Raw genomic sequence first — 21,091 nt, forward strand, 5'->3', positions numbered from 1 at the left:
CTGTTCACCGGTACTCACCCCATGCGGTCTCTACAGGCCCCTAAAGGGCGTTTTCTGGGCGGCAGTGTACCCCGAAGGAACTTCAATGTGCCTTGTTTGAGCAATGATTGAATCTTAATCACGGCGCAAATTTTGCTGCCGAACCGGCCTTAATGGAAAATAACAACCATGAATCAATATGTTGGTTTTAAGTACACAACGGCCAGGCTCAGAAAGCCCAGTTCGCTGCCGAAAACCAAGCACCAAAAATGCGACCGCTCGCACCGGAAACAGCACTCAACCAAAACCACAACAATGGTCGTTATCGACGCACTATTCCGCCGAGCCGGCCTCATGGGCTTTGGCCGACAGAATCATGCTGGTAATGCTGGAGCCCTTACCCGGTATCACCATCACCCCGGCAGAATCAAAAAAAGGCGAGACCATCGCAGTCTCGCCTTCATCAGCAGGCAGTCACCCTACCCCGAATTTCTCATTTTATCCGACGCCGTTTCTCATTCTTGGCGGCGCGCTACAAAAATTCAGGCACAAAAAAAGCGCCCCTCGGGGCGCCTTTTCAAGCCAACGCGACATTAAGCGCGTTTAAAGTCCAAGTGGGTAACTTTAGGCTTGTAGGGGTGACGCTGCATGTCCTGCACCTTCACCTTCACTTCTTTACCGTCAACGTTCAGAGTCAACTCGGAAGTGTAGAAAGACTCATTTTCCTGAGCTTTCAAAATGAGATTGTGATCCAGCTCGATGGACACAGCGGCTTCTTCGCCACCGTAGATGATGGCTGGGATCTTGTCCGCGTGACGCAGGCGGCGGCTCGCACCTTTGCCCTGGTCTGCGCGTACTTTAGCTTCGAATACGAAAGACATGGTAATACCTTATTATCAGATAAAATAATGCCACTGCTTGCGACCAGCAGTGGCACTTTGCAAAAAGCGGACGGAGTCTACCACGAGGTGGTCGTTTCTCCAACGACTTTCTGCAGTAACCCGCCCCGGTTACCAACGCCTTACCCGCCCGGTATCCACATGGACAAAGCCGGAGCTAGGATAGAAGCCGACCCCGCCACGCTTAAGCTCCAGCGCGGCATCGCGCAGATCCTTAAGCTCGACACCGGGAATAGCAATGTCGATGGCCATGCCACGGGTGTGATAGCTTTTCTTTGCCACGCCAGAGGACTGGTTCGCCAGCATGGTATTGGTTTTCAGACTGCGGTAGCCGGAAATGATCTCGATGCGGTTGTCGGTTCCCAGGCTTCGCTTCAGATCAAACAGCAGGTTAAACAGATCCTGGTCCATCTCTGCGACCTCGCCGGTACGGTGGTCCCGCAGCACCTGGTTGAAGCTCTGTAGCGCCTGAGGATCATACTCTCCGCCCATCCAGAAAGTCTGGTTACTGGTCTCACCGGTGTGCCGATTATAAAAGCTCAGACTTTTCGGGGTAGAGCGACTGGCCAGGGCGACCTGCGGCAATTGGCACAATACGGCCGTTGCCCCCAAACCCAACATCAGGCGGCGGCGAAGAAGATCACAGTGCGTCATTATAAAACTATCCAGTGCTGCGAAGACTCGAAGAGGCAAGGCCCCCTTCCCTCAGTTGGCCGACACGCTAACGGTTATTTTTTGCACTGGCAAGTTTGCAGTTCCTCTGCTACTCCCAGAGGATACGGGGTAAACATCGGATTAAAAACGAGGTTATCGGCCGATCTGACCGCCCATGGCGATGGTCATTTTGTGATCGAGATCACCATCCTGGTGATACAGATCGCGTCGATATTGGGGTTTATGGTCTTTTCCCATCCAGGCGCTCCAATACACCAGGTACACGGGTAACGGGCGTCGTAACTTAAACCACTGGGTGGCATTGCTGCGGCGTGAACGGACAAACTGCGATTCGCGAATGTCGCCATATTCCACCAGCTGCCGAGCCAGCAGGTCGGCATCCTGCACCCTGACGCAGCCGGAGGAAAACGCCCTGGAGGGCTTATCAAATAGCCGCTGTTTTGGAGTGTCGTGCAGATAGATGGCCTGATTGTTGGTCAGGTGGAACTTATACCGGCCCAGCGCATTCGCATTACCCGGGCGCTGGCTGAGCTGAAAGGGAAACTGCCCATAAGTGGCCTGCTGCCATTGCTGCGGCGTTTTATCGACTCGCTCCCCCTGCCAGTCAAAGGCGTCAAAATTCTGCTGCGCCAGGTAGTCGCCGTTGCGGCGAATCTGAGGAATCAGGTCTTTGCTAACGATGGAGCGCGGTACATTCCAGCTGGGGTTAACCACCACACTCACCATCTCGGTGGCCATTCTGGGCGTCCTACGGCTGTTACGACCGACGATGACCCGGCTACGAAACCGCTCCCCCTGAGGAGTAACCCATCGCAGGGAGAACTCCGGAATATTAACCAGCAGATACTCCTCGGAAAACCAGCGACGATCATGGCTCTGACGCAAAATATTGCGAGACAATCGCTGCGCTCGAACCGACGGAGGCAGGGAGAGCCAGGTACGGGTTTTCGGACCGATCACCCCGTCCGCCTCCAGTCCATGCCGACGCTGGAAACGCTGCACCGCCTCCACCAATTCGGCATCGTACTCCTGCCCCAGTACCGATCCCTGAAAGTCGTTTAACAGCTTAAGGACCACCCGAATCTGCTCCACTTCGACATGGCTCTGATGAGGCTCTATCAGGCGGGTGGCGCTAAACTGAGGCCAGTTAAGATGGACCATCCGCTGCAACTGTTCCACCCAGTGCCGGGCCGCCAGATAGTCGCTGCCCCTGGGTTCGAGATCGATCACTAACTGAACCAGACGCTGCTGACTGACGGCGCTGGCCAGTTCAAAGGCACTGCCTTCCGGGCTGGTAAGATGCAGGGGCATCTGCCCGAGCAGATCGCCACCGATTGGGCGGGAGGCCATCACTTGGTTGAACCCCTGAATCAGCAGATAGGACTCGGTCAACAGATCACTCTGTTGCCTCAGGGTCAACGACTCCTGGCTCAATAATCGCTGCAGTTCATTGAATTGGTGGGAGACATTGGACGCCGCCAGGAAACTCACCTGTTTGCGCAACTCCTGGCCTGCCTGACGCTGAGCCGGGTTGTCGAACCACAGCGGCGCTGCCATGGTGCCCGAAGACGCCATAACCAACCACAACACTAACCACCACACTCGTGCCACCGCAACCCCCTTAGATCCGGCCATCACTCCAGCATGACCGTCGGGCCTTTATCCCATCCTGGGGGCGCCAATTCTGTCGCTGTTATCGAAACCAGAACCGTCGTCGCAGCAATGATTTCTCGCATTCAGCAGTAAGTATGGCAAGAACCCGAAGAAATCATCGGAAAAAATCATTCTGGTCAGTATAGAGCACTGAAAAAAAAGACCCTTTGGCAGGAACGCCTAAGGGTCAGGGGTTTCAAGGTCAAAACAGTAACGGGAGGGCGTTCAACGCACGAGCGCAACTGTAGCGACATCAGGTTACCGTTTCATGACACTCAGCCCGAAGCTTCTCCCAACGTGTCATTAAGGAAGGTCAACCAGAAGCGTCCCCGCTGCGACTGCCCATGCTCAACGGCTTTCACCGCCGCCTGACGGGCCAGGTGATACTCCTTTAACTGGTAGTGGGCATTCACCTGAGCCAGATACAGTTCACCACGTCGGTCCTCCAGAGACTCCACCAGCACTGCCTGCGCCAGCACCGTCAATGCTCGCCGGTGCTGACGCTGCTGCAGCAGCAACCTGGCTTGGGGCCACAACAGCTCCGGACGTCGGCGGGCAGCCACTTCCCATGCCTCAATCGCCTGTTGCCACTCCCGAGCGGCTTGCCAGTAACGGGCCAGTTGCTGCTGGTGCTCCGCCGCCGGCGAAACCTGCCCACGATCCAGGTATTGCTGCAGGTGACGGGCAGCCAACTCCGGTAAGCCCTGGCTGGCAAACAGTTGCACCAGAGTCAGGTAATCGGTTTCACTCTCCAGCACGCCGCTACGCTCTGCCAGGGCAGAGGTGACCAAGGCGGCCTCAACCTTGTTTTGCTGCAGCTGCACACTGATGCTCTGGCGCCACCAGGCCAGGCGTTTTGGCTGCAACCGCAGCAATGCGACCAGGGTCTGCTCCGCCGCCGCCCATCGCTTCAGATTCCACTGGGCGGTCAGACTCAACTGCCGGGCAACCAACACCGGGTTGTAGGACGCCTCACTCTCGCCAAGCAGTGTCAGCGCCTGCTCCGATTCGGCCTGCACCTGCTGCCACTGCCGCAGCCGGGCCTGGCACCTCGCCGCTCCGATATGCCATTGGGCGACCCGGTCATACTTATCGGTGTCGCTGCGACTGGCAATCAGGGCCTGATACTGCACAATGGCATCGTCAAAACGTTCCTGGCTCAGCAGCAGTTGCGCCAGTTCATGCTGGGTCTGGCGTTCGCTGACCGGGTCCAGGCCGCCACTGTCCAGCGCCTGCTGCATCTGCTCAATCGCTTCGGGGTAACGTTCGGCCACTGAGTACAGACCCGCCAACATGCGACCAACATAGGCCGAGGCGTCCTTTGACGAGGGCGAGAGCGACTCCAGCAGTTCAATGGCCTGATCCGGCTGCTCCTGCTCGTACAACTCGTAGGCTTTTTGCAATTTGGCGGCCACAAAGGGACTGATGGCCGCCTGCAGCGGCAGGCTGCTCAGGCAGATCAGAACCAGGCACAGTCGTAACATCACTGTAATCGAAACTCCAGTTTAAGGGTTTGTCCCGGTTGCGGCACCGCTTTGCCATCCACCCTCTTGGGTTGATACTTCCAGCGGGCCAGCGCCTTAACCGCCGCCCGATCAAACAAACGCACCGGTTGAGACTCCATAACGGTAATCTCGGTCGGACGGCCGTCGGGGGCGATGGTGAACTTCATCACCACAAAACCCTCGGCCCGCATCCGTTTGGCCCGTGGCGGGTACGCCGGCTCGACCCGGTAGAGCGGCATCGCCTGACTATCCGACTGGGCAAAGCCGGGTTTGCCCGGCATGGATACTGCCATGGTGTCGATATCCGACAGCGCCAGCGGCGGCAAACTGGGCGGCTGTGGCCGGGCCGGAGCACTGGCATTGTCCGCCACACTGGCGGTAGGCAGAGGCGGCAGCGGCGGTGGTGGCTCAGGCAGGGTTCGCTGTCGTCGCTCCAGCCGCTGTGGTCGCTCGACCATGGTGATGCTGATGGGGTCTCTGGCTGCGGACGCAGCGGGCAGGGGCCCGTTGCCCCCCACCATCCAGGCCATCAGGCTGAACAGCGCCGCCGTCACCCCCAGAGCAATGGCCGCACAAGCCAACAGCGACTTCATGGCGCCGGCTCCGCCGCCAGGGCAATGTCGTCGATGCCTGCCGCCTTGGCGGCGTCCATCACCTTGACCACAATGCCATTAAACGCCCGCTCATCGGCCTGAATCACCAGAGGCGAACCAGGTTGATCCACCATCAGCCGTTCGAGATTGGCTTGCACCCGTTCCACATCAACCTGACGGGAGTCGATGAAGATCTGATTGTGGTCATTGATGGCGACAAACAGGCCGGCCCCCGCCTTGGAGGCGCTCTGGCTGGCCTGTGGCCGGTTGACGTCAATGCCGGACTCCCGCACAAAGGAGGTGGTGACAATAAAAAAGATCAGCATGATGAACACCACATCCAGCATGGGGGTGAGATCCACTTCCGCTTCTTCCTGAGATTCCGCTTGCCGTAACAATCGCATCTTACTCTACCTCTTGCATTTTTATCGCCAGCCGCCGCAAGGTGCGTTGGCACCCCTTGGTCAGTCGCGCATGGACAAACAGGCCCGCCAGCGCCGCCACCATGCCGGCCATGGTCGGCAGGGTCGCCATGGCAATGCCCGCCGACATCATCTTGGGATCACCGGTGCCATTGGCAGCCATCACCTCGAATACCGAGATCATGCCGGTCACCGTGCCCATCAGCCCCAACATCGGGCAGATAGCCACTAACGCTTTGATCAGGCTAAGGTAACGCTGCAGCCCACGTTCCGCCCGCGCCAGCAGCCCCTGACGCTGGGCATGGGCATACCAGGACAGGTGCTCCTTTCGCTGTTGCCACACCTGTAACAGCCGCCGCTGCTGCCTGGGGAACCCCAGCAGCAGGTAACTGATTCGCTCGGCGATCAGAAACCAGGTCAACAACACGCAGCCGGCCAGCCACCACAGCACCGGCCCGCCCTGGGCCATAAACCGGTTCAGCCACTCCCACCAGGCAAGCATCAGGCCGGCTCCACCGGGCTCTGCCGCTCGGCATGCTGCGCCACCAGGGCGATGCTCTCTTTCTCCAGGATGCTGCGAATGGTCCGGACCCGGGACGACAGCAGATTATGGGCCAGCAGCAGGGGAATGGCCGCCATCAGGCCGAGCACCGTGGTCACCAGCGCCATGGAGATGCCACCGGCCATGATCTTGGGATCACCATTGCCAAACTGGGTGATGGTCTGGAAGGTACCGATCATGCCGGTCACCGTCCCCAAAAGCCCCATCATCGGGGCAATGGCGGCCATCAGCTTCAACATCGACAGCCCTTTTTCCAACCCCTGTTGCTGAGTGACGATCGCCTCGGTCAGTTTGAGCTCCAGGGTGTCCAGCGACTGGCTGCGCTGCTGCTGATAGACCGACAATATTCGTCCGAGCGGGTTGTCCGACGGCTGCTGCGGCTTGGCCAGCTGACGGTTGATGCGCAGTTGAATCCGCGCCAGAACCAGCATGCGTGCCAGGGCAATCACCCCGCCAATAACCAGCAACAGAGCAATGCCTTTGCCAACCAGCCCCCCCTGCTCAAACCGCTGCATCAGGGTCGGCGTGGTCTGCATCTGGGTCAGCAGCTCCCCCTGAGCCGGATCCAGCAACAGCGGTTGCCAGCCGGTCAAGGTGGGCACTGCCACTCCATTGGGCTGACGCGGGTACACCGATACCAGGCCACGCTCGCGGTTCAGCTGAAGGTAGCCCTGCTCGGACACCAGATTAAAGTGCCCCAGCCGCCACACCTGCTGGTCATGAACCTGGCCTTGCCGATCCGCCACCGCCATGGTGACCGGCTCGACCCGTTTCGACGCTTCGATGTCGGCGTTGAGCAGTACCACCATCTGCTGCAATTGAGGCAGGGACGGCAGGCGGTCGGTTTTGGACAACCGCAATGCCTGCTCCCGGTGCTCCGGCTGCAGAAGGCTGCCTGGCCCCTGAGCCAACTCACGCTGCAGTTCGCCTCCCGCCTGGCGCACCACCCCGTACAGCTCTCCTAAGCTGCTGCTGGCCAGAGCCAGTTGCTGCTCGGTATCGGCCAGTGCCTGCTCGTTGGCGGCAAAGCTCTGGCTCAATGACTCAACCCGGGCCTGAAGCTCACTCAGCGCCCGGCGCTGCTGCGCCAGCAACTGTTCTGCTTGCCGGTGTTCGGCATGGAAGCGGGCCTGACGCTGCTGGTTATGCAACTGCTCCTGAGCCAGTGCTTGTTGGCTGGACTGGCTCAGCTCCGCCAGTGGCTGGGCCAGCGCCGCCGCCGATACCAGCAAGGTCAATCCAAACAGAGTCGCCTTCATGATTGCACCTCGCCGACAAACACCGGCACCGTCATCAGCTGGGGCACCTGTTGACCGCTGGCCACCCGGTACGCCAGCTCCAGTTCGCCAGCCGGGTGATCATCCATCGTCTGCCAGCGCTTCTGTTGTGGGTGCCAGCGCCAATATGCACTGCCATCCAGATTTCTGGCCAGCAGGGTCAGGCGCCCAAGGTGCAACAGCTCCACCTCTCTGGGTTCACCCTCGTTGACGCTGATGCTGTCGCGGTACACCGCCACCTTGCGGCCATACTCCAGCTCAATTTGATAGGCTTCGAGCAGGCGGCGAAACTTCTCGGCATCGGCCACGTCGGCACGGGACATCAAGGCACTCAGCTCGGTTAATCGCAGCCGGCGCTGTGCCGCCTTTATGGGCAGATCGTCGGCCAGCCTCAATTTGAGATCCGCCAGCATCTGATACATCAGCGGCACCAGTCCGGTACGGGTGGTATCGATGCCGTCAATCTGCGTCTGCTTGTCCGCCAGCTCCCGCTGCTGGTCCTTCACCAGGGCCTGCAGATGGTCGTGGTAGACCTGAAGGTTTTCCAGCTCCTGGGCCAACCGCTCGGTTTCCGTGCGCATCTCCAGGGTGTCATCGGCCAGGCGCTCCACCTGCAGCTGAGTCGTCCGCCCCTGTTGCTGGATGGTGGACTGGGTCTGACGGGCCTGATCTAAAGGCTCGCCGGCCTGTACGCTGGCAACCAACGCCAGCCAGGTCAATGTAAATAGGGTGTAAATGGGCTTCATGGTCTCTCTCTGGGCTCCCGATCGGCATCGGATGGTGACAGAGCCCCCATTACATCTCAATGAAAATCATTCTCATTATAATGACCCGGATCACAATTCAAATAAGTTGGACTAAAACACCTCTTAAGCAAGATTTTCCCGACCCAGATTCGAACCGCACAATGCTTCAATAAGTAGATGATTTTAAATGGATTAAACTATTAGAAAGCGGAAGTTACCTTTCCTGTCTGGTTTCTGGTGCCCCGTGAGCCAACTCACAGTCACTGTTAACAAAACCGCATACACTTCAAAGCGCTTAATGTTCCCAAAGCATGTCATGTTGCGCCAACTCCCCTTAGTTGGCGCTTTCTTTTGCCCGTCGAATCGACCAAGTATCCAGCAGTCAACCGAACAGGGTTCGATTTTCCCCCGTGTTTCAGGTATAAAGCCGCTCCTTAGCGACAACCCGAGACTAGTATGAATCGCCAACAACTGATCCAATTGATGGCCGAACGCAGCGGCCTGAGCAACAGCGATTGCCAGAAAAGCCTGAAAGCGCTACAGGAGAGCATTGCCCGGGCCCTGCATGAGGGCGAGAAGGTGTATCTGCCGAAAATGGGGGTGTTTGAGATTCGCCATCACCTGCCAAAAACCGGACGCAATCCGCAAACCGGAGAGCCGATGGAGATCCCCTTTCGAACCAGCGCCGCGTTTCGGCCCAATGCCACCTTCAAGGCAGCCGTTAACGACTGAGCCCAAAACAGCAACAAAAAACGCCGCCCATGGGCGGCGTTTCTGACTCTACAGGAGCCACTTCGAGCATCGTTCGCTATTCAACCACCCTGCAGGCCACCACTGAATTGGAAGGCTGAAGAAAGAACAGCGCGTAACCCGCCTGTTCATTATTCTCCAGTAGCCGTATTGTCAGGTTGTGAACCCCTAAATTGGCTAGGTTACTCTTGGCAAAAGCCTCAAGGTACTGAATGTGCTGCACTTGCAAGGCTTCTGGCTGATGATATTGGGTATCGATATGATCAATAGCCAGTTCAAAGGCATCGCCCATGACCGAGGTACTCACCACGGATCCGGTCATTAGCATCTGAGAATGGACCACTCCCTCTTTGGAGAAATACCGGAAACTCATGCTGGCCAAATCATCTTTGAGGGCAACGTCGACAATCAGGTAGTGCTTATCGCCTGTCACAGACTGACTATCATGAAGTTCATTGCGACAATTCAGAGTAAGATCGGTATTCGGCCTGATGGCCACCAACACGGCAGCAACCACCAAGACCAACAACAACGTCACGATGACGCGGGTCTTAGTCACACTCAAACTCCTGTTTTAGCCATTGAGGATCAATAAAGGTCGGCTGGAACCGGAAGTCGCCAATCCTGATGTTCCGTATGCTGTCCCATTGCCCCTCTCCCTCCTTGAGCAGGGCCACGCTCAACATCTGGCGATCGTGGGACAATGACAGACTGACCCTGTCCCAGGGAAAGTAAACGCAGCTGGATAACAGATTGCTGAGCTGTTCCGAGTAGCCTTGCATCTCCCTTAAGTTTGACTGGGAGCTGGTGATAATTTCCACCACCATTGTCTGTCCATACTCATTATGAATTTCGGTGGTAGACGCAGACAAAGAGGAAGGCGGGAAAAAGAGACGAATCGACACCAACACCACCACCACCAAACCCAGTAACATGGCACCGCCCCTGCACCATGGAAACGACCAGGAGCACAGCCTCCCCAACCAGCCAATGTCCGGCACTTGGCTTGACTTACCGTCATCGGCCCCCCGTTCCTCCGAGATAGGCAGAAACTGGTAACCCTCTTTGGGCACAGTTTGGATGTAGCTGGCCCCGGGTTCACCCAGAGATTGTCTGAGAGTACAGATTGCCTTCACCACCGCCGACTCCCGGATCAGCGGGGTTTCTCCCCCATCACAACTCAAGTGGCGCTTACTCAGCGTCATTCCCGGATGGCTGACCAATTGCTTCAAAACCAGCAGTTCACTGCTGGTCAAGGCCTTGTGGTGCCCGCTTTCCCTATGCTCCAGGCAGCCGTCGGCCGTCAGGAATCTGTACTGCCCTATAGTGATAGCGGGTGAATCTTCTTGCTTAACTGTCATTCGAAATATTGTACCGAATTCTTAAAAACCGGTCTGTGACCGGAACTGGCTTTAAAGAGATAACTCCCGCTGCCGAATCCCCCTCCCCAACACAGGCAAACCCGCTAACCGTGACCGGAATCACAGTGATTCCGCACCCAGGAGCAGCAGTAATAGCCATGCGACCAACCATTAACGGTGGAATTCACCAACATATCGACCCCTGACAGGGCGATACTTCAATGCAGTAAGAATAAAAAACCCTCAATCTCGAGCGACTGAACCCCACTCAAACCGCCACTATGCCGGGAGGTTCCTCACATTATCAAAGACCCCGGGCTCATAGCATGAATGTCGAAGCCGCTGATGACGGCAATGTGCCCCCTCCAGCATGAAGAGAGATAATGATGAGTATGCACCGTAGAGACGCCCTGAAGAACATAATTGGTATCACCTCCTGCGCCGCCGGCGCCAGCCTGATCCCCGGCTTTGCTAACGCCGCAGAAGAGCCTGGCTCCTGGCTACTGTCACCGGGAGAAAGATTGGCTTATGCCCGCCTGGATCCTGCCGAAGTCGCCGCCATCGCTTTTCGTGACGACGTAAAACCCAACGGCTGTATGTACCAGGTATTCCATGCCGTGATTGAAGCCCTGCGCAAATCCGCGAGTCCGGACGCCGACAAGTTTGCCAGAATCCCTACGGCCATGGCGGTATATGGTGGCGCTGGCGTTTTAGGTCAAGGCACCATCTGTGGTAATAACAACGCCACCGGCATGCTGTATAACATCCTGAGCATCAATGGCGAGGCCCCCAGCTCTCTGGGCAAAATCTCCGCTTACTATGAACAGACCCCCTTACCGCGTAATGATACTGAATTCCTGCAGGCGGTTGGCTACAGTATCGAAGCATTTAACTCCGAGATTGTTGTTCAGACCGAGGCTCGTAGCCTACTGTGTCACGCTTCCCTGACCCGATGGAGTGATGCCTCAAACATCGCCATTGCCAACAAAGCCAACCGTTGTACGCTGCTGTCTGCCTCCATTGCCTGGCGAGTCACTGAGTTGCTGAATATGGAATTGGCCGGTGAAGACACCTCCAGCCTCCCCGGTGACACCGCAGAAACGTCAGAGTGCCTGAGTTGTCATACCAAGGCGAACGCCTTCCCGACTTCCGTTATGGCCCACATGGAATGTGACACCTGCCACGGCACCAACTGACCGTTGTCAAAAGCGATAGGACTCCACTTATGAAAATAAAACTCCTCCCTGTAGTTGTGGCCGGCCTGACTCTGGCCGGGTGTGGTAGCGACGACAGCGCCGTAACCGAACCTGTTGTTCCCGTGGAACCGACTGAGCCGGTTGAGACTGTGGCGATCGAGGATGCCGACAGCATCAACATTATCGAACCGGATTTGGAAGGCGATACCAGTGAAATCACCTTTAATCTGGCAACGGATGACGGTAAGGCGATTACCGGGCTGTCAACCGTCTCTCTGGACTACGTCGGCATTCCCGAACCCAAGGAATGGACCCACTTTAAAGACACCATGGGCCTGCCCGGTCATGAAATTCAAAGGTTCAACTGCACGGCTGAGGATTGCAACATCGCCATCGTCCACAGTCAAACCACACCGGGGCATTACACCCTAAACGCCGATGATTATGACTGGGAGACTACCCCGGCGGTAGTCAAAGCGTCGATCACCATTGTTGACTCGACGCCGGTCTGGCTGGAATCAACGCTGCCCTAATCCACCCGGTTCACCGAGGGGGAGTACATTACTGGCCAAAAAAATCCGGCTTCAGGGGCTGAAGCCGGATTGACGGTTAACCGAAGTGCCTTAGAGGCCTCCCCCTTACTGCTGCATCAACTCACGGATGTACTTCACCGGTGCCGAGCCGTAACCCAGGAAAGTTTCATGGAAGCGCTGCAGATCGAACTGCTGCCCCAATTGCACCTTGTTCTCTTCACGCCAGTCGTAAATCTCACGGAAGCCGGAGTAGTATGAGGTCAACTGCACCTGGCTCAGGGTCGCCCGACGCCACTTCTGCGCCGCCTCCTCCTGCTGCTGGAAGGCACCGTCCACCATCAGTGACATCGCCCGCTGCCGATCGATGCCCTTCACCTGAATCTCGTAGTCGATGATGGTGTTGGTGATCACCCGCAGGTTCCACTTCCAGTACATCAGCCACAGTTCCGGCTCATAGCCGCCATAGCCCTGCTCCAGCATCACCCGCTCGGCATACACCGCCCAGCCTTCGATCATGGCGCCGTTACCAAACAAGCTTTTGATCAGGCTGGGAGACTCGTTGGAGTACACCAACTGGGTGTAGTGACCGGGAATCGCTTCATGGATATTGAGAATCTGCAGAATCCAGTGATTGTACTCACGCAGATAGCTCTCGGCCTGCTCGTCACTCATGCCATCCAGCGGCGTGACATTGTAATAGGTGTTGGCGTGCTTATCGTACGGACCCGGCGCCGAGATAGAGGCGCCGGCAAAGCCGCGCATGTAGGCCGGGGTTTCCCTGACCACCAACGGCTTATCAGGATCCAGAGTCACCAGTTTGCTGTCGTTGACAAACTGCACCAGCTCCGGAATCTGTTTACGTACCTCGCTGACAAACTCGTCACGCTGAACGTGGCGGGCCGACAGGTGATCGATCATCTGTCGCACCGCCAGCAGATCGTCGGCAGGCATCCGGGTGTTGGGGAAATACTTGGGCCACAGCTGCTCGGTGATGGTGACCATCTGCTGCTGGGCCTGGGACTTGTCCGCCAAGGCCTTCTGATACAGCTGCTTGGCGGTCATGCCGGCCTGAATATCGAGGGCAAACTTCTCTTCGTACAGGGCTTCACCGATGCGGAACGAACGGGCACCGTGCTGCGTCAGCCGCGCCACCTCCGCCTCCAGCCAGCCGATGTGGCTCTGAATCGCCTGTTTGGCGATGTAGAAGCGCTGCTCAAACAACCCCTTCTCCTGCGCCGACAACCCGGAGTCCAGTGCCATGGTCAGCATGGCATCGGAGAACACACTCAGGGCGCCCTGGTTTTGCAGCAGCGCCAGCTCGGTGTGCTCCAGAGTCGGGTTGCTGATATTGGCCCGGGCGGCACTGTAGTAGTCAGGCACCAACTCCATGCGGCCGAGAATGGCCCGCAAGCGCACCTCTTCGGCCGCATAGGGCTCATTCATCAACCGGGCAAAGGGACCGGCCACGTTATAATTGGCCGGATTCCACTGCCAGGATTTAAAGCGGGTATTCTCCCACTCCATCTTATCGAGCATATTGGTGATCAGCGCCAGGTCGATGCGGGCGGCACTGGTCAGCGGTTGCTGGGCATACGGCATTAGGCGGGCCCGCCAACGGGCAACAAACTGCGACTCGGAAGCCCGACTCATGGCATCGGGGATCTCCAGCTGGTCGGCGTAGTCATAGAAGCCGCTGTACAGCGCCCAGGTCGGCGACTGTCGCCACAGATCCTGAACAAACTCCTGGCCCACCTTATCGAACTTCGCCGATTGGCATTCGGCCAGACAGGGGGCGGGAGCGGTAACCTCGGCGGTTTGAGACTGGCAGCCCGCCAGGCCGACGGCCGACAGCAGCGCCAGGGCGGCGATTTTCAATTTCATTATTATGACTTCCCTGAGTCTGATGGGGATTCTCAGGAGCCAGTAAACCATGAATCCGGGGCCGATGTTAGCCCCGGTTAAAGTTGGTAACAATTTGTTGAAATGACTTGAAGTTCCATAACTTAGGCCGAAGCGCCAACAGCCCAAGGCACAGCATCAGGTACAGTGCCGGCTCATACCAGCCGGACTTCACCGACCACCAAAAGTGCACCGGAGCCAGCAGTGCCACCAGATAGACCCAGTTATGCAGCCGCTGCCAACGGCGCCCCAACCGGCGCTGCATCCCCTGAGTGGAGGTCAGTGCCAGCGCCGTCAAAATCAGCAGTGCCAGCATGCCCACCACAATGTAGGGCCGCCGAACCACCTCGGACAGCAGCAGCGCCCAGTCCCCCAGCAAATCCAGCACCAGGAAGGCCCCTAGGTGCAACAACGCGTAAGCAAAGGTCCACAGGCCGAGCAAGCGGCGCACGCGAACCAGCGCGCCCAGCTTCCACCACCGCGCCAGTGGCGACACCAGCAAACTGGCCATCAGGCCATGCAGGGCGCCCATCCCCAGGAAGTGAATCACATACTGAACCGGGTCGCCGCCGGCCGCTCCCCCCTGTACCGCCGCCGCCAGATACAACAGCGGCAGCAGGAAGCACAGGTGCAGCAGAGTTTTCAGCGCCAACAACCGGCCTTGGGTAAGCGTCATCAATACCACCGCCCCATATCCAGGTTCGCATACAGGGCCGCCACCTGTTCGCCGTAGCCATTGAACAGTTCGGTGGGAATCCGCTTGGCAGACAGCAGGCCGCCGGCACCGATGCGACGTTCACTGGCCTGGGACCAGCGGGGGTGATCCACCTGTGGATTCACATTGGCGTAGAAGCCATACTCATGGCTGGCCAGCAGGTTCCAGGTGGTGGGCGGCATAGTTTCCACCAGGCGAATACGGACAATGGATTTAATTGACTTAAAACCGTATTTCCACGGCACCACCAGACGAATCGGCGCGCCATTTTGAGGCGGCAGGGTCTGGCCATAGAGACCCACGGAGATCAGTGTCAGCGGGTTCATCGCCTCATCCATTCTCAGCCCCTCCACATAGGGGTACTCGATGCCACCACCGGCAAACCGCGACGCCTGCCCCGGCATCTGTTTGGGATCGTACAGGGTCTCGAAGGCCACGTACTTGGCCCGGCTGGTGGGGTTGGCCTTTTTCAGCAACGCCGACAACGGAAACCCCAGCCAGGGTATCACCATCGACCAGGCTTCGACGCAACGTAAGCGGTAGATGCGCTCCTCAATGGGCAGGGTGTTGATCAGCTCGTCCACGTCCAGAGTCAACGGCGTGTCCACCTCGCCTTCAATGGACAACGTCCAGGGCCGGGTTTTCAGCCCCTGGGCATTTTTGTACGGGTCGGTCTTGGCGGTACCGAACTCATAGAAGTTGTTGTGGGTAAGGATCTTATCCTCCGGCGTCAACTCATCGCCGATGCCGTAGTTGCTGCTGGATACCGACGTCAGCGGTCGCCGCGGCGCCATGGCATCCGTGTCACTGCCCTGGCTAAACCAGTCCAGCAGCCCCGCCTGCACATTCAGTGGCACACTGGCACTGATGGCCCCTAGCCCCAGCGCTTTGGCTACCTGCCGCCGGGCCCGGAACACCTCTTCGGGAGTCACGTCGTTGTCTTTAAATCTGTCCCACTGTGGCTTGCGAAAAAATGTCATTCAGCTGTCCCTACTTCGATACTTACCCCTGTTAGACCCTGAAAAGGGCTAAACCATTTCAATGGGATTCACATTCATTGGTGATCAAAGCAAAGCCAATGGCTGCCACAGTCGCCGAGCCCCGCTCTCAGGTCAGCAGGTCCTCCACCTCCAGCGAGTCGTGAATGTAGCAACGCAGCGCCTCAAGCAACCACTGCGGACAGGTCTGTCGATCTTTATAGGTCAGATAGTATCCAGGCTCACGGGAGCCATTGCCTATCCCCTGATGGATGCGGCGACGGGTCTGGCTCGGCACCAGCCTCACATTCAGGCACTCATTGGCCTTGAGGAACTCTATGGTGCGGCGACCACCGGTAAAACTGAAGCTGTCCTGATGCCCCAACATGCTCACCAGCTCATCCAGCGTATTGACCCGGGCCCGAATGTTCAAATCCCGGCCATTGAGCTTGGCAAAAATCTCCATGGGATCCTGGGCATCGTTAAAGGAAGCGCACTCGGTGACCACGAAGGGGTAATCAAAAATCACCTCTTCGAACCGATCAAACTGCTGCCACAGGGGGTGGGATTTGGCCGCCACCACACAGGTGCTTTTTGAATACGCGATGAATTCAGACTCCGCGCCTTTTACTGGCACCGCGCTGAAGTACACCCCGAGATCGATGGCGTCGGAGTTGGTGTCGCTGTTGAGGCTGCCGCTCCAGATTCGCAGGCTGATGTCGATCTCTTCCCCGTTTTGGCGCGCCGCCTCCAGCAGGTAGCTGGTCAGGCCGTTACTCAGGGTCGCCGGAACCGCCAGGTTGACCTTCTGCCGCTCTCGTTGCTCCTTTCCCTGGTTGCCCATCACCACCGGCACCATGCGATCCAGGTTGGATTTGACCGACTCCATCATCGGGTACAGCTGCACCGCCAATGGCGAGGGTTCGAAATTATACTGGCGCCGAATAAACAGTTTGTCGTTAAACACCGAACGCATGGCACTCAGGCTACGGCTGACTTTAGAGGGCAACACCTCCAGCTCAGCTGCAACCGCTTTGGAATTCAAATATTTACCCAGGTATACAAACACCTGAACATCGAAAAATGACAGACTTCGAATCTGTTTATGCAACTGTTCCAACGTTTCCACTTTCACCTCTGAGCCCCTAGTTCGCAAGGGGGCCAAGCCACTGCCGATGCTCTGTTAACAGAGTTGCAAATTCAGAGTCGGCGAGTTCCAACTCCCGCATCATCACAACATCTTATGGCCTTCTCAATGCAATCCGGTAACAAAATACCGAAGTGTGAACCACACGCCGACCAGGCCAAGATAACACGATCCCAAAATGCGCAATTGACATTTCCTTGTCGCGAAATTTCCTGATTCGATCTTGCGCTCATCCACACTGGACAGTGGCAATCCGCCGGCGTAGGTTTAGAAACATGGATCGCCCACGGCTCTCCACTGACGGAGGGCATATTAAGGATGACGCACTTATGGCTTACCACCCGCGCACCATTGCACCCGGCCCCCTGATGTCGCTACGCCACGTATCAATGAAAACCTATCGGGTCAGTTTTGATGCCACTTTGCCGGAGCCCGGTCAACTGTGCGAGGCGATGGCATGGATCACCCCGTTTGTCATCAAAAAACCGCCGTTTCAGCATGCCCATGTCGGCTTTGCGATTCTGCACCGTGGTCTGAAGCGGGATTATCTGGTGGTGTGCTACTGGGCCAATCACAACGAGTGCCTGACCCAGATTGCGGTTCGGGACCGCGACCACCCGGGCCAGTGGCGCCTGGCCGACAATGAGTCATTTTGCGTCTGGGACATGCAGATCATGGCGTTTGAACGGGATCAACTGGTCAAACACATCCTCGCTCCTGCACAGCCGAAGCTGGCCGGTTATCTTGGACTGCACCTGAGTATCGATGGCGAAACCAGCGACCGCTGAAGCGAAAACCAGCAGTTGCACCGGCGCCGCTTGCAGGCCCAGGCCGTCAATGACACTCTAATCACTCACTGATTTTCTGTTGCTGCAGGTGCCATGTTTACCAATCCTATCGTGTTAGCCGCTCTGGGCGTCACCTTTGTCATCGCCATGGCCATCGGCTGGCTGGTGCAATCCAGCGGCCGCCGCCAGGCCGAACACCGGGCCGTAACCCTGGAAGCCACCAATGAACAACTGGCGGAGCAACTGGAGCGCCACGACAACCGGCTGCAACACAAAGAGCAGGAGCTGAATCAACTGCACAGCGCCCTGGCCGACAGCCGTGCCCGCGAGGAGCCCCTGCGCCACCAGGTTCAACAGGCTCTGGACAGCGAGAAACGCCTGACTCTGCAGTTTGAGAACCTGGCCAACCGGATTTTCGACAACAAGAGCCAGCAACTGAGCGAGCAGAGCCAGTCTCAACTCAGCGCCGTGTTGACGCCGCTGCAACAACAGCTGGAAGGCTTTCGAAAACAGGTTCAGGACAGTTACACCTCGGAAGCCAAAGAGCGCTTCGCCCTCAAGCATCAGCTGGAGGATCTCAAGGCGATGAACCTGAAGATGAGTGAGGATGCCCTAAACCTGACCAAGGCCCTCAAGGGGGACAACAAGGCCATGGGCAACTGGGGGGAAGTGGTGCTCGCGCGGCTGCTGAGTCAGAGCGGTCTGAGAGAGGGGCACGAATACGACACCCAGGCCGCGCTCAAACAGGACGACGGCAAACGCTACCAGCCGGACGTCATTGTGCACCTGCCGGACGACAAAGATGTGGTGATCGACTCCAAGGTGTCGCTGCTGGGGTACGAGCGCTTCTATAACGCCGAAAACGACGACGATCGCCAGCGCGGCCTGAGGGATCATCTGGCATCGGTGCGCGCCCACATCAAGGGCCTGTCCGACAAGGACTACCAACAGCTCAACGGCATTCGCACCCTGGATTACGTATTGATGTTCATTCCGGTTGAACCGGCGTTCCTGGCAGCCATCGAGTCGGATCCGGAATTGGTAAATTTTGCCCTGGAGCGGAACATTTTGCTCACCAGCCCCACTAACTTGATGGTAGCCCTGAGAACCATCAACAACCTGTGGCGGTTTGAATACCAGAGTCGTAATGCCCAGGAGATCGCCGCCCAGGCCGGAAAAATCTACGATAAGCTGGTGGGATTTTCCGATGACCTGCTCAAAGTCGGCCGGGCGCTGGACACCGCCCAGGGCAGCTACCAGAAAGCGCTGGGTAAATTCTCCTCCGGCCGTGGCAATCTGCTCCGCCAGGCGGAGCAGATGAAGCAACTCGGGGCCACCACCAGCAAACAACCGCAGGCCGCCCTGCTGGACGATGCCCTCAACCCGGTGCTGGATCACCGGGAAGCGGTTGACGCCAAGGAGTAGCCTAAGCTGGACTACACTGAGTCCTGGTAGCAGTAGAAGGATGAACTATGGCCCGGATTGGCTGGACGATAATCATACTGCTGTGGGTCGGACTGGCCTGGGGCCAGCCCGCCCTATCGCCACAGCAACTGGAGTATAAGCAGGCGCTGTCGGCACTGAAACAGGGTGACAACGACGAATTCCGCCGGTTACGCAACCAACTCCAAGACTACCCGCTGTTGCCCTACCTGGATTTTGAGCATCGCTCCAGCCAGATGCACAAACTGACCGCCCAGCAGGCGGTGGAGATCCTCTCTGCCCTGACCAATACCCCGCTATATGACCGCTTTAAACACCGCTACCTGGTGCAGGCAGGCAAGCAGCAACGCTGGTCGACCTTCCTCAGCATCAGCCCTCAGCCTCCCCGCAACACCGATCTGCGCTGCTACTACTACCGGGCCAAACTGGCTGAGGGTGACACCAAAGCGGCCTGGGCTGGCGCTCGGGCCCTGTGGTTGACCGATCGCAGTCTGCCACAAGCCTGTACCCCGCTGCTGCGCGCCTGGCAACAGGCCGGTCGGCGCAACAACGAGCTCATCTGGCAACGGATGCTGTTGACCTTTGAAGGCAATCAGGGATCGCGACTGGCCTATCTCAATACCCTGCTGTCCCGCAGTTGGCGCGAGCGTGGCGACCTGCTGGTTCGCCTGTACCAACACCCGAAAGAGATTCGCCAGCGCACCACCATCAAACATCATCAGGAGCAGGGTCGGCAGATCGCCGCCGTGACCCTGTACCGGCTGGCCCGCCGTGCTCCGGAGTACGCCCTCAAACACTACCTGCGCTGGCAGGGGCAGTTGGGTGAGCGCGAAGACGCGGTGCGTACTCGGGTCATCCGCTACGCCCTGGCCGACAACCTGTGGACCCCGGAGCTGGCCGGGCTGATGGAGTCCTTCCCCGAAGACACCTTGATCGTGTTGCGCACCCGCCAGTTGATCGCCCGCGGCGACTGGCAGGCCATCAACCACTGGTTGGCCCGGATTCAGAACACCGAGGCCGACGACTGGCAGTATTGGCGCGCCCGGGCCATGGAGGAGTTGACCCTGAGCGAAGAGGCCGACGCCGCCTATCGCGCCCTGGCCAAACGGCGCAGTTACTACGGCTTTCTGGCGGCTCAGCGACTGGGGCTGCCCTATCGCATGAATCAGGCCCTGCCGGAGAATGACCCGCAACTGACCGCCAGGGTGGCAACCCTGGCCTCGGTACAGCGCATCGGCGAGTTACTGGCCCTTGAGGATCATCGCGCCGCCCGCAGCGAGTGGCGCTGGCAACTGCTGCGCGCCAGCAAAGCACAGCAGTGGGCGCTGACCCGGCTGGCTTTTGAGCAGGGCTGGCACTACCTGAGCGTCGAAGGCACCATCACCGCCAAGAGCTGGGATGCGGTGCCATGGCGCTTTCCCGACGCCTATGGCGACGACTTTACTCACTTTGCCCGCCAGCGGCAGCTGGACGACACCCTGCTCAGGGCCGTCGCCCGCCGGGAAAGCGCCCTCTACCCGCTGGCCCGTTCCGGCGCCAATGCCTATGGCCTGATGCAGCTGCTGCCCACCACCGCCAAACAGGTGGCCCGCCAGCAAAAGCTGAGCTATTCCGGTGCCCGGTCACTGTATCAGCCCAGGTTCAACATTCAGCTTGGCAGCGCCTATCTGAAGCAACTGATGGATCAATATCAGGATAACCGCATCCTGACGGCGGCCGCCTACAACGCCGGTCCCAACCGGGTGAAGCGCTGGCTGAAGAACAGCGATGGCAAGCTGGCGATGGATCAGTTTGTGGATACCATCCCCTACCGGGAGACCCGGGACTACGTCAAAGCCATCCTCAGCTACCAGTTGATCTATCGCACCCTGCAACAGCGCCCCTCGGACCTGGTCAGCCAACCGGAGTGGCAGCGGCACTACTAAAGCCTGCTCCCCGAATGAAGCTGAACTATTCTTGTTGAAGCTGAAT

The 21,091-nt window shown here is 58.1% G+C and carries 20 protein-coding genes and 1 pseudogene; 6 read left to right on the forward strand and 15 right to left on the reverse strand.

Translation table 11 applies throughout. The features are described 5' to 3' along the window. Positions 1-578 precede the first annotated feature (578 nt). The 9 genes and pseudogenes from rplY to BLT77_RS05430 form a co-directional block, all read right to left on the reverse strand. Positions 579-860, reverse strand: a pseudogene (gene rplY / locus BLT77_RS05390) (50S ribosomal protein L25); the annotation flags it as partial. 129 nt (positions 861-989) lie between these two features. Further along, positions 990-1,532: a peptidoglycan L,D-endopeptidase MepK gene (gene mepK / locus BLT77_RS05395; RefSeq protein ID WP_090363167.1), complete on the reverse strand. Its 543-nt coding sequence runs from the start codon at positions 1,530-1,532 to the stop codon at positions 990-992. A gap of 153 nt (positions 1,533-1,685) precedes the next feature. Further along, on the reverse strand, positions 1,686-3,188 hold the full coding sequence (locus BLT77_RS05400; RefSeq protein WP_090363170.1) for a L,D-transpeptidase family protein: 1,503 nt from the start codon (positions 3,186-3,188) through the stop codon (positions 1,686-1,688). 293 nt (positions 3,189-3,481) lie between these two features. Next, on the reverse strand, positions 3,482-4,690 hold the full coding sequence (locus tag BLT77_RS05405; protein ID WP_090363173.1) for a tetratricopeptide repeat protein: 1,209 nt from the start codon (positions 4,688-4,690) through the stop codon (positions 3,482-3,484). Continuing rightward, on the reverse strand, positions 4,690-5,304 hold the full coding sequence (locus tag BLT77_RS05410) for an energy transducer TonB (protein ID WP_090363176.1): 615 nt from the start codon (positions 5,302-5,304) through the stop codon (positions 4,690-4,692). The genes BLT77_RS05405 and BLT77_RS05410 overlap by 1 nt, the downstream gene beginning before the upstream one ends. Further along, the gene (locus BLT77_RS05415) at positions 5,301-5,708 is read right to left on the reverse strand and encodes an ExbD/TolR family protein (RefSeq protein ID WP_090363179.1); all 408 of its coding nucleotides are present in this window, start codon (positions 5,706-5,708) and stop codon (positions 5,301-5,303) included. The genes BLT77_RS05410 and BLT77_RS05415 overlap by 4 nt, the downstream gene beginning before the upstream one ends. Before the next feature lies 1 nt (position 5,709). Continuing rightward, entirely contained in the window at positions 5,710-6,228 is a 519-nt protein-coding gene (locus tag BLT77_RS05420; protein WP_090363182.1) for a MotA/TolQ/ExbB proton channel family protein, read from the reverse strand. Beyond that, positions 6,228-7,547: a MotA/TolQ/ExbB proton channel family protein gene (locus BLT77_RS05425; protein WP_090363184.1), complete on the reverse strand. Its 1,320-nt coding sequence runs from the start codon at positions 7,545-7,547 to the stop codon at positions 6,228-6,230. The genes BLT77_RS05420 and BLT77_RS05425 overlap by 1 nt, the downstream gene beginning before the upstream one ends. After that, a complete protein-coding gene (locus tag BLT77_RS05430; protein WP_090363186.1) occupies positions 7,544-8,311 on the reverse strand; it encodes a DUF3450 domain-containing protein in 768 nt (255 codons plus the stop codon). Before BLT77_RS05430 ends, BLT77_RS05425 begins: the two co-directional genes overlap by 4 nt. 456 nt (positions 8,312-8,767) lie before the next feature. On the opposite strand from BLT77_RS05430, the gene BLT77_RS05435 reads away from it, so the two are divergent. Then, complete coding sequence (locus BLT77_RS05435) at positions 8,768-9,043, forward strand: HU family DNA-binding protein (protein ID WP_090363188.1); 276 nt, start codon at positions 8,768-8,770, stop codon at positions 9,041-9,043. 76 nt (positions 9,044-9,119) lie between these two features. Here the strand turns inward: BLT77_RS05435 and BLT77_RS05440 are convergent, their stop codons facing one another. Both BLT77_RS05440 and BLT77_RS05445 read right to left on the reverse strand, forming a co-directional pair. Beyond that, positions 9,120-9,620, reverse strand: a complete 501-nt coding sequence (locus tag BLT77_RS05440) for a hypothetical protein (protein WP_090363191.1) — start codon at positions 9,618-9,620, stop codon at positions 9,120-9,122. Next, entirely contained in the window at positions 9,613-10,422 is an 810-nt protein-coding gene (locus BLT77_RS05445) for a winged helix-turn-helix domain-containing protein (protein ID WP_090363194.1), read from the reverse strand. The genes BLT77_RS05440 and BLT77_RS05445 overlap by 8 nt, the downstream gene beginning before the upstream one ends. Positions 10,423-10,805: 383 nt before the next feature. Here BLT77_RS05445 and BLT77_RS05450 point away from each other — a divergent pair, with 383 nt between their 5' ends. Together BLT77_RS05450 and BLT77_RS05455 are read left to right on the forward strand one after the other, a co-directional pair. Beyond that, positions 10,806-11,618 carry a cytochrome c family protein gene (locus tag BLT77_RS05450; protein ID WP_245709875.1) on the forward strand — a complete coding sequence of 271 codons (813 nt, stop codon included), beginning with the start codon at positions 10,806-10,808 and terminating at the stop codon, positions 11,616-11,618. A 29-nt stretch (positions 11,619-11,647) separates the two neighbouring features. After that, positions 11,648-12,151: a hypothetical protein gene (locus BLT77_RS05455; RefSeq protein ID WP_143026569.1), complete on the forward strand. Its 504-nt coding sequence runs from the start codon at positions 11,648-11,650 to the stop codon at positions 12,149-12,151. Between the two features lie 105 nt (positions 12,152-12,256). On the opposite strand, the gene BLT77_RS05460 is transcribed toward BLT77_RS05455, so the two are convergent. The 4 genes from BLT77_RS05460 to BLT77_RS05475 all read right to left on the reverse strand — a co-directional run bounded on the left by BLT77_RS05460 (position 12,257) and on the right by BLT77_RS05475 (position 16,877). After that, positions 12,257-14,032, reverse strand: a complete 1,776-nt coding sequence (locus tag BLT77_RS05460; protein WP_090363202.1) for a DUF885 domain-containing protein — start codon at positions 14,030-14,032, stop codon at positions 12,257-12,259. Between the two features lie 67 nt (positions 14,033-14,099). Beyond that, positions 14,100-14,726, reverse strand: a complete 627-nt coding sequence (msrQ, locus tag BLT77_RS05465) for a protein-methionine-sulfoxide reductase heme-binding subunit MsrQ (protein ID WP_143026570.1) — start codon at positions 14,724-14,726, stop codon at positions 14,100-14,102. Then, on the reverse strand, positions 14,726-15,745 hold the full coding sequence (gene msrP, locus BLT77_RS05470; protein ID WP_090363205.1) for a protein-methionine-sulfoxide reductase catalytic subunit MsrP: 1,020 nt from the start codon (positions 15,743-15,745) through the stop codon (positions 14,726-14,728). The genes msrQ and msrP overlap by 1 nt, the downstream gene beginning before the upstream one ends. Positions 15,746-15,872: 127 nt before the next feature. Then, entirely contained in the window at positions 15,873-16,877 is a 1,005-nt protein-coding gene (locus BLT77_RS05475; protein ID WP_090363207.1) for a LysR family transcriptional regulator, read from the reverse strand. A 341-nt stretch (positions 16,878-17,218) separates the two neighbouring features. Here BLT77_RS05475 and BLT77_RS05480 point away from each other — a divergent pair, with 341 nt between their 5' ends. From BLT77_RS05480 to BLT77_RS05490, 3 genes are all read left to right on the forward strand, one after another. Next, on the forward strand, positions 17,219-17,677 hold the full coding sequence (locus BLT77_RS05480) for a hypothetical protein (RefSeq protein ID WP_090363209.1): 459 nt from the start codon (positions 17,219-17,221) through the stop codon (positions 17,675-17,677). 93 nt (positions 17,678-17,770) lie between these two features. Beyond that, positions 17,771-19,102 (forward strand): DNA recombination protein RmuC, encoded by a 1,332-nt coding sequence (gene rmuC / locus BLT77_RS05485; protein ID WP_090363211.1) that lies wholly within the window; start codon positions 17,771-17,773, stop codon positions 19,100-19,102. A gap of 47 nt (positions 19,103-19,149) precedes the next feature. Next, on the forward strand, positions 19,150-21,045 hold the full coding sequence (locus BLT77_RS05490; RefSeq protein WP_090363213.1) for a transglycosylase SLT domain-containing protein: 1,896 nt from the start codon (positions 19,150-19,152) through the stop codon (positions 21,043-21,045). The last annotated feature ends 46 nt before the right edge of the window (positions 21,046-21,091 follow it).

The sequence above is a fragment of the Ferrimonas sediminum genome, from assembly GCF_900100175.1.
GTDB lineage: Bacteria > Pseudomonadota > Gammaproteobacteria > Enterobacterales > Shewanellaceae > Ferrimonas > Ferrimonas sediminum.